The sequence below is a fragment of the Methanosarcina sp. A14 genome, assembly GCF_001729375.1.
Taxonomy (GTDB): Archaea; Halobacteriota; Methanosarcinia; order Methanosarcinales; family Methanosarcinaceae; genus Methanosarcina; species Methanosarcina barkeri.
The window spans coordinates 1-8642 of sequence record NZ_LZPK01000222.1 but is presented as its reverse complement, the minus strand read 5'-3'; the positions used below and the strand labels follow the sequence as shown (position 1 = coordinate 8642).

At 37.1% G+C, this 8642-nt stretch carries 8 protein-coding genes and 1 pseudogene; 8 read left to right on the top strand and 1 reads right to left on the bottom strand.

Annotated features, from left to right (window positions below):
• The 6 genes and pseudogenes from cpsB to A9239_RS11025 form a co-directional block, all read left to right on the top strand.
• Positions 1 to 144: pseudogene (gene cpsB, locus A9239_RS18375) on the top strand (mannose-1-phosphate guanylyltransferase/mannose-6-phosphate isomerase); the annotation flags it as partial.
• A 5-nt stretch (positions 145 to 149) separates the two neighbouring features.
• Entirely contained in the window at positions 150 to 701 is a 552-nt protein-coding gene (gene rfbC / locus A9239_RS11045; RefSeq protein ID WP_048121364.1) for a dTDP-4-dehydrorhamnose 3,5-epimerase, read from the top strand.
• Between the two features lie 92 nt (positions 702 to 793).
• Positions 794 to 1750, top strand: coding sequence for a dTDP-glucose 4,6-dehydratase (gene rfbB, locus A9239_RS11040; RefSeq protein ID WP_048121362.1), 957 nt, complete (start codon positions 794 to 796; stop codon positions 1748 to 1750).
• Complete coding sequence (rfbD, locus tag A9239_RS11035) at positions 1723 to 2535, top strand: dTDP-4-dehydrorhamnose reductase (protein WP_048121360.1); 813 nt, start codon at positions 1723 to 1725, stop codon at positions 2533 to 2535. Before rfbB ends, rfbD begins: the two co-directional genes overlap by 28 nt.
• Positions 2532 to 3245: a sugar phosphate nucleotidyltransferase gene (locus A9239_RS11030; protein WP_048121358.1), complete on the top strand. Its 714-nt coding sequence runs from the start codon at positions 2532 to 2534 to the stop codon at positions 3243 to 3245. Before rfbD ends, A9239_RS11030 begins: the two co-directional genes overlap by 4 nt.
• Positions 3242 to 4360 carry a glycosyltransferase family 4 protein gene (locus A9239_RS11025; RefSeq protein ID WP_048121356.1) on the top strand — a complete coding sequence of 373 codons (1119 nt, stop codon included), beginning with the start codon at positions 3242 to 3244 and terminating at the stop codon, positions 4358 to 4360. Before A9239_RS11030 ends, A9239_RS11025 begins: the two co-directional genes overlap by 4 nt.
• A 260-nt stretch (positions 4361 to 4620) precedes the next feature.
• On the opposite strand, the gene A9239_RS11020 is transcribed toward A9239_RS11025, so the two are convergent.
• Positions 4621 to 6057, bottom strand: coding sequence for an MOP flippase family protein (locus A9239_RS11020; protein ID WP_048121354.1), 1437 nt, complete (start codon positions 6055 to 6057; stop codon positions 4621 to 4623).
• A gap of 412 nt (positions 6058 to 6469) precedes the next feature.
• On the opposite strand from A9239_RS11020, the gene A9239_RS11015 reads away from it, so the two are divergent.
• Entirely contained in the window at positions 6470 to 7345 is an 876-nt protein-coding gene (locus A9239_RS11015; protein WP_048121352.1) for a glycosyltransferase family 2 protein, read from the top strand.
• 458 nt (positions 7346 to 7803) lie between these two features.
• Positions 7804 to 8601: a glycosyltransferase gene (locus A9239_RS11010; RefSeq protein ID WP_048121350.1), complete on the top strand. Its 798-nt coding sequence runs from the start codon at positions 7804 to 7806 to the stop codon at positions 8599 to 8601.
• Positions 8602 to 8642 lie beyond the last annotated feature (41 nt).

Genomic DNA, 8642 nt, shown 5'->3' with positions numbered 1-8642 from the left:
GAGAGTACTTTTATCAGCGCAGGTGAAAAACACAGATTGTCCAATCCGGGAAAAATTCCGCTTGAGATTATTGAAGTGCAGTTAGGGGAGCTTGTAGACGAAGCGGACATTGTCAGGTTTGATGATGTTTATGGGAGGAGCTGAGAACGGTGAAGGTAATAAACACAAAAATAAGAGATCTCTTTATATTCGAGCCTAAAGTATTTGATGATGACCGGGGCTATTTTTTTGAAAGTTATAATAAGAAAACTCTGGATAGTCTTTTAGAAAAAGAATACACTTTTGTCCAGGATAATGAGTCAAAGTCGTCTTATGGAGTAATTCGCGGTCTACACTACCAGCTGGGTCCTTTTAGTCAGGCGAAACTTATAAGGGTTGTGCAAGGTAAAGTCTACGACGTTGCAGTAGATCTAAGGAAAAATTCCCCTACTTTTCTGGATTGGGTTGGGGTTGAACTCTCCGCTGAAAACAAAAGGCAGTTTTTAATTCCTAAAGGCTTTGCTCATGGTTTTTCCGTACTGAGCGAAACTGCCATCTTTCAATATAAATGTGATGAATACTATCATCCTGAAGCTGAAGCAGGGGTTATCTATAATGACTCGTCATTGAATATTGATTGGAAGATAAAAGCTGAGGATATAAAGACCTCTCCGAAGGATCTGTTACTCCCAAAATTAGAAGGAGCAAAAATGAATTTTTAAAACCTGGATAAATTTTTCTCCATCAATAGTAATTTATTGGTATATATTCTATTAAAGTTCCAAATATTTATTAACACACAGAGGTGGCCTGAATGAGACTTCTGGTTACAGGGGGCTGCGGATTCATAGGCAGCAACTTTATTCATTACATGCTCAAAAAGTATCCCAACTACCAAATTGTAAACATTGACAAGCTAACCTATGCTGGAAATCCAGCCAATCTTAAGGATATTGAAAATAACCCCAATTACTCTTTTATGCAAGGGGATATCTGTGATCTTCAAGCTGTCAATGAAGTAATGAAAAAAGTCAATTGTGTTGTGCATTTTGCAGCTGAAAGTCATGTTGACCGTTCAATTGAGGATGGTTCGGTTTTTGTCAGAACAAATGTGCTCGGAACAAATACCCTTTTGCAAAGCGCACTTGCACACAATATTAAAAAATTTATTCATGTGTCAACTGATGAAGTATACGGAAGTACCATGGAAGGTTCTTTTACTGAAAAGGACAACCTTAACCCTTCAAGTCCTTATTCTTCAAGCAAAGCAGGTTCCGATCTTCTTGCAAAGTCCTACTACACAACCTACGGCCTGCCCGTTTGCATAACTCGATGCACAAATAACTTCGGACCTTATCAGTATCCTGAAAAACTAATCCCATTCTTCATTAGCAGATTGATGGAAGGGAAAAAGGTTCCCGTCTATGGCACCGGCCTGAATATCCGGGACTGGATTTATGTTGAAGACCATTGTTCTGCAGTTGATTTTGTTCTTCACAACGGAAGCAGTGGAGAAATCTACAATATAGATGGTGGAAACGAGCTTACAAACCTTGAAATCACTCATCGTCTTCTTAAAATGCTTGGCAAAGATGAATCTTCAATCGAATACGTTGAAGACCGAAAAGGCCACGATTTTCGTTACTCCCTTGACGGCAGTAAACTGGAGAAAATGGGCTGGAAGCCAAAATATGATTTTGATAGTGCCCTTGAGCAAACGGTCAAGTGGTATGTTGAAAATCGATGGTGGTGGGAACCATTAAAACGCTGATCATTGGTGCCGACGGGATGCTCGGATTCGACCTTTGCAAAGTGTTTCCGGACGCTGTGAAACTGACGCATAAAGACATTGACATCACAGACAGAGAGCAGGTACTCGAATCTATACGAAAAATAAACCCGAATCTGGTGATTAATGCAGCAGCCTATACTGATGTTGAAGGTTGTGAAGACCGTCAGGAACTTGCATTTATGGTTAATGGGTATGGGCCTGGATATATCGCTGAAGCCTGCAGTGAAGTAGGTGCAACCCTTATACACTTCAGCACAGACTATGTATTCAATGGATCAAAAAAAGAGTATCTAGAATTCGATACTCCTGTTGATCCTATTAATGTATACGGTCGTTCAAAACTTCTTGGTGAACAAAAAATTGCAGAAAACTTGAATGATTATAGAATTATCCGGATTTCCTGGCTTTTTGGTATGCATGGAAAGAACTTTGTAGAAACAATGCTGAGACTATCCGGTGAGATGGAGCAGGTCAAAGTTGTTAATGACCAGTTTGGGAAACCCACCTATACCGTAGATCTCGCTAATAAGATCATGGAGATTGTTGAACTTAAAGCCGGGATATACCATGTGACAAACGAGGGTATATGTTCCTGGTACGAGTTTGCATCGGCAGTCATAAGTAATACTGTTCCCTGTACAAGTGAGGAATTTCCAATGAAAGCCAGGCGTCCAAAGTATTCGGTTCTTGTAAATACTAAAACCAAATCTATGAGGCACTGGAAAGAGGCACTTAAGGATTATATGAAGGAGAGAAATGTATGAAAGGCGTAATACTCGCAGGCGGTACCGGCAGCAGGCTTTATCCCCTGACTAAAGTTACAAACAAGCACCTGTTGCCTGTCTATGATAAGCCAATGATATTTTATCCTATCCAGACTCTCATTAACGCAGGCATTAAAGAAATAATGATCGTATCAGGTCGAGGTCATGCCGGGCATTTTCTTGAACTTCTTGGGTCAGGTGCAGATCATGGAGTGCACTTTACCTATGAAATTCAGGAACAGGCCGGAGGTATTGCTCAGGCACTTAGTTTAGCTGAAGATTTTGTTGATGGGGACAGTGTAACTGTCATTCTCGGAGATAATATCTTCCAGGACGATATCAAAGAGGACGTTGCAAGCTTTAATGACGGCGCCAGGATTTTCTTAAAAGAAGTGCCTGATGCTCATAGATTTGGAGTAGCAGAGCTGAAAGGCGATAAAGTAATAGGAATCGAGGAAAAACCAAAAGAGCCAAAATCTAATTTTGCAGTTACAGGACTTTATATTTATGATTCAAAGGTCTTTAGTGCAATTAAAACTCTCAAGCCTTCTGGAAGAGGAGAACTGGAAATCACTGATGTAAACAATTATTATATAAACAAAGGAGTAATGAAATATGGAGTCCTTGAAGGCTTCTGGAGCGATGCCGGGACTTTTGAGAGTTTGTTGAGAGCGAGTATAATGGTTAAAAACTCGAAAGGAATAGTATGAAAATTTCTATACTTTCCTATGATTTATCGCATAATTGTCTTGGAAGGGCTCATGTACTTGCAAAAGCGTTGCAACGTTTATATGATGTAGAAATAATAGGTCCTATTTTTGGAGACGGTATCTGGGAACCTGTTGCTGGTGATTTCAACTATGTGTCTGTTCCGGGTGGTATGTACCCACGTTTTGCCTCATCAGCCAGGAAAATGCTTGAGCTCATTGATGGTGATGTGATATATGCAGTTAAACCCCGACCTACAAGCTATGGAATTGGATTACTTAAAAAATTATCTTCTAAGTTACCTCTCGTGTTGGATGTAGACGATTGGGAAGTTGGTTTTCATCTACAATCAAAATCTCAATTCTTTATAGAATTTTGTTCGTCGATGAGGTCTCCAAATGGGCTTGCATATACTTACTTAATGGAAAAATTAGCCTTTTTAGCTAATGATATTACCGTATCCTCAACATTTCTGCAAAACAAATTTGGTGGGATCATTGTGCCTCATGGACGTGATACTGAGGCTTTTGATCCTCAAAAGTTCAATGGACAGCTTTTTAGAAAAAAATATGGATTTACTAACGAAAAACTGATTATGTTCTTTGGTACTCCTCGCCCACATAAAGGAGTAGAAGATATTATTGAAGCTGTAAAAAAGATCGAACGAAGGGATTTGAAGGTAGTTATCGTTGGTGCAAATGATGACGAATACTCAAGAAAATTAAAACGATTAGAGACGAATAATATCCAGATTTTTGGAATGCAGCCCTTTTCCAAAATCCCTGAATTTCTTTCGATGGCAGATATGGTGGTGTTGCCTCAACATTCAACACCAAGTGCAGTGGGACAGGTACCTGCTAAAGTTTTTGATGCCATGGCTATGGCAAAACCGATTGTAGCAACTAATGTTTCAGATTTATCTAAAATATTAGACGGCTGTGGGTTAATTGTTGAACCTGGAAATATAGGAGCTTTGTCTGATAATATCCGTTGGATTTTGGATAATGAAAATGAGGCTCAGATGCTCGGAAATAAAGCAAGGGAAAAATGCATTAAAGAATACAGTTGGAACGCAATGGAAAAAGCTTTGAGCGGTATTTTTGATAAATATCAATGAAAACTTTATATAAAATAAATTTATGTTGAACTAAGAAATTAAGAGCAAAAAGTGACTATATTTAATTAAAAATGTTTTTAATAGTTATTGTGATTTGATCGTACTCCTAAGTGCAGGTTCACAAAGGATCGAATATCTTTACAAGCTTTGCAAAAGTGCTGTCATGTTGGATTTTTCGTGACTTTTTTTACATTTCAATGCTCATTTTTCGTGGCTTTTTTTACATTTCAATGCGCAATTGTATCTCAGAAAAAGTAATCTTATGTAAGAAGACCTAAACTTTTAAAATCTGAAAATATATTTCTGTCAAAAATAATTATTATTGTTATGTATATCAGTGCAAACATTATGATAGAAATAACCAATGAAATTATTGAAGGACTTGTAAAATAGAGTCCTAAAAGCAGCGTAAATATCGTAGCTACAACTCCAGAAAAAGCAAAGATCCTGATAGTTCTACACATATCCCAAATATCCAGGTCTATTATTTTGGGTATTAATTTGGTCAGTATATAGAAAATAATTATTTGTGGTAATGTCCCAGCGATACTCACAACAATAATATCACTTTTTTGTATCAAAGGAAGCAGAAGTATACAAAATAGAATTAGATTTAAAAGCGCAGTATTCTCCAAAACCTTTGGATTTCCAGTTGCCTGAAACATTGGTCCGATTGTCCCGTTTAGAGACCTAAACAGTCCGTATATGCATAATACTCGCATTGCTGGTACGGCAGGCAGCCACTTGTCTCCAAGCATAACGCTAACAAAATTTGGCGCTATAACAAATATTCCAAGTGCTGCAGGAATTGAGAGCATTGACACATACTGAAGCGTCTTAAGATAAGCACTTCTTAAAGCATCTCGATCGTCCTGTAATTTTGAATACAAAGGGAACATAACTCTGCTAACAAGGTTTGTGATCTGTGTAGCTGGAAGATTAGATATTGTATATGCAAGCGTATAAAATCCGAGAGCTTCCATTCCAAGTACTCTTCCTACAATTGCATCATCGACGTTCGTAACAAGAAAAATAATGATGCTTGCACCCATTAAATGCTTTCCATAATCAAATAAAACCTTTGCAATCTTTAGATCGAACTTGAATGTAGGCCTCCAGTCCGAAATCAACCATATTAATCCGGCTGTTAGAATTGCAGATACGATCTGTCCATACACTAAGCTCCATACCCCATGCCCTTCCATTGCCAATAATATGGCAACAAGGGCATAACCTATAACCGGAACAGTCTCTGGCAATACCTTTTTCTTAAACTCAAGTTCTTTTTCAAGCAACATGGATGGGACTGTTCCAAATGAAGAGATAACAAAGGTCAGTGCAAGGACCTGAACTATTGGTCCAACAGCCGCATTGTTAAAGAACGTGGCAATATAAGATGCTGAAAAGTATGCTATCAAAAAGAGCGCCAGGGCAAAAATAGGTAGCAAGATAAAAGCAGTGTTTGCCGCAGTGTGATCTGTATCATCTTTTTTGTAGATAAGTGTTGCACCGAAACCAAGATCACGGAATATTCCCATGCTATTGATGGCTAGTAAACCTATGGCAAGTAAGCCGAAATCTGCTGGCGAAAGGATTCTGGCTAAGACTAATTGAGTTACAAAACTAAGTATTCTGGTGAATATAGTAATTAGAGTTACCCACGCCACAGCGGAGGCGGTTTTTTTTGCTAGTGACATTGTTTCTCCAGTAATGGTTATAAAGAACCTTTCACCAATTACTTATATAATATATAAAATTAATTCCAACTATTACCTCTTAATGAATATGTTACAAATTTAATTACTTTAATATAAAGTCCCTAAGCGTTGCTTCGATGGTGACAGTTAAGGTTCAGTTTATATTATGGCTAATGATATTTTCTTGTCATAGTATATTTATGAGGTAATGCTGATAAGAAAGTTACACTGCTCCGTATCTGGATGAGTAAATTTATTCTAAACAATTCTATTGAGTGTTTGGTTGAGCATCCGGAAGTTTGGGTTTTGATGGGACAAGCTGGAAGGGAACATGTGGAACAGGAATACGATTTGGTAGTGCAGGTTGAGAAGTTGGAGAATATATACAATGAATTTAGTGATGTGAAACTACATGCTTAACGAAAAACCGACAGTCAGTGTAATTCTCCCAACTTATAATAGAGCACACTTAGTTGGTAGGGCAATCCAGAGTGTGCTGGATCAAATGTATCAAGACTTTGAAATTATAGTTGTGGATGATGGATCAGGAGATAATACAGAAGAGATAATAAATGGCTTTACTGATACAAGAATTAGATACGTTAAGCATCAGAAAAATAAAGGTGGAAGTGCAGCCCGTAATACCGGAATAAAACTTGCTAAAGGTAAATATATTGCTTTTCAAGATAGCGATGATGAATGGTTGCCAGATAAATTGGAAAAACAAATGAAAGCTTTCAAGAAAGCTTCAGATGAGGTTGGTGTCGTTTATACAGGATTTCATAGAATTAAAGATGGTATTACTTACTATGTTCCTTCCGACGATATAACCAAAAAAGAGGGAAACATTCACGATATTCTTCTATATGGAAATTTTGTGACAACTCAAGTTGCTGTGGTAAACGCAGAATGTTTTAAAAAAGTAGGAATGTTTGACGAGAGCCTTCCTAGATTACAGGATTGGGAATTATGGCTTAGAATTTCAAAATACTATAACTTTAGCTGTATTGATGAGCCATTGGTAAAATCATTTTATCAAGAGGATAGTATCTCTAGTAACCCGGTTGCTTTGAATACTGCATATAAATTAATTTTAAAGAAACATTTCCAAGATTTCAGTAAAGATAAAAACGTCCTTGCTCACTATTATTTTGTTATGGGTCAGCAGTTATATCTTAATGGAAAAAAGAAAGGCTGGAATACGTATTATCTTGATGCAATTAAAGTAAATCCGTATAACATCAGACTTTTAGTAGATATATTCAGGTCATTTTTTGATCATAATTAATATCAATTCAGCGTATAAAAAACAGCATCAATCGATGTTTCCTAAATTTAAAATGAGAATAACTAGATGACATAATCTATTACTAAGACCGCAGAGGGTCATGAATATCCCTTCCTTTATAAGCTGTCCGACAATTACTTTCGGTAATGAAGAATTCCTTCTTTTTTGATTTAAAGGCCTTATTTGCTTTTTTTAGCACGTTTTTATTACAACCAATAATTGTCGGATAGCCTGTTTAGGGTTGGGTGGCCGTCCACAATTTGATTTACCTTTCTCACTTCAACTTGTGGTTGCAGAAGAAGACATGAGTGAATATGAGCCCATTGACTATCATTAAGTTCCAAATTTTTACAATTTTATAAAGTTGGCAGTATTATTATATATAGTATAAATCTGCATCACATATTATTGAAAATCGGCTATATTAAAAATCTTTGTGTATCTTGGTTGTTGAGATAATGATCTCTGTTGTCTGCGTTTATAATAATGAGAAGATATTTAATAACTTTTTACTCAAAAGTTTGAAGAACCAAAATGCAAAGTTCGAGCTAATCGGGATCGATAATACTTCTAATGAATTCAAATCCGCAGCTGAAGCTCTTAACTACGGCGGGGAAAAAGCTGCGAATAAATATATAATGTTTGCGCATCAGGATGTGAGTTTCCTTACTGATTCCTGGCTTAAAAACACAGAAAAGCTCCTCGATTCTATAAGTAATTTAGGAATTGCCGGTGTAGCTGGTATGAGTGAGTCTGGAAGGTCAAACCCGGAGAGAGGAAGAAATATTATAACTCACGGTAGACCTCCGAAAGCTTGGCCGTGGGGTAACCGAATACAAAAGCCCGTACCGGTACAAACACTTGACGAATGCCTTGTAATTATTCCAAAACATACTTTTGACGTTCTTAAGTTTGATGAAAAAACATGTGATGGTTGGCACTTATATGCAGTAGATTATTGCCTCAGTGCTAAAGAACAGGGATTTGGAGTTTATGCACTTCCAATGGAAATTTATCACCTATCAAGAGGTGCAGACAATAAAAAGAAATTTCAATCTATAAGAGGCCCGCTCCCTGATGAATACTATGAAATTTTGGACAAATTAATTAAAAAGTACAGCGATATGTATACAAGAATTTATACAACCTGCGGGGATTGGAGTACTTCATATCCTGCAGTTCTTCAAAGAAGCTATTACATGCAAAGGCTAATTGTACATTTAGATAAAATCTTTAACAGCCGATCAAATCTTTAACAGCCTATCTTAAAACTAGTATCAGGCTTAAGTTATGATTC

Excerpts from the sequence above, each read along its gene's own strand:
- A9239_RS11030 (WP_048121358.1), top strand. The coding sequence starts at position 2,532 with ATGAAAGGCGTAATACTCGCAGGCGGTACCGGCAGCAGGCTTTATCCC.
- A9239_RS11025 (WP_048121356.1), top strand. The coding sequence starts at position 3,242 with ATGAAAATTTCTATACTTTCCTATGATTTATCGCATAATTGTCTTGGA.
- A9239_RS11020 (WP_048121354.1), bottom strand. The coding sequence starts at position 6,057 with ATGTCACTAGCAAAAAAAACCGCCTCCGCTGTGGCGTGGGTAACTCTA.
- A9239_RS11010 (WP_048121350.1), top strand. The coding sequence starts at position 7,804 with ATGATCTCTGTTGTCTGCGTTTATAATAATGAGAAGATATTTAATAAC.
- A9239_RS11015 (WP_048121352.1), top strand. The coding sequence starts at position 6,470 with ATGCTTAACGAAAAACCGACAGTCAGTGTAATTCTCCCAACTTATAAT.
- rfbB (WP_048121362.1), top strand. The coding sequence starts at position 794 with ATGAGACTTCTGGTTACAGGGGGCTGCGGATTCATAGGCAGCAACTTT.
- rfbD (WP_048121360.1), top strand. The coding sequence starts at position 1,723 with ATGGTGGTGGGAACCATTAAAACGCTGATCATTGGTGCCGACGGGATG.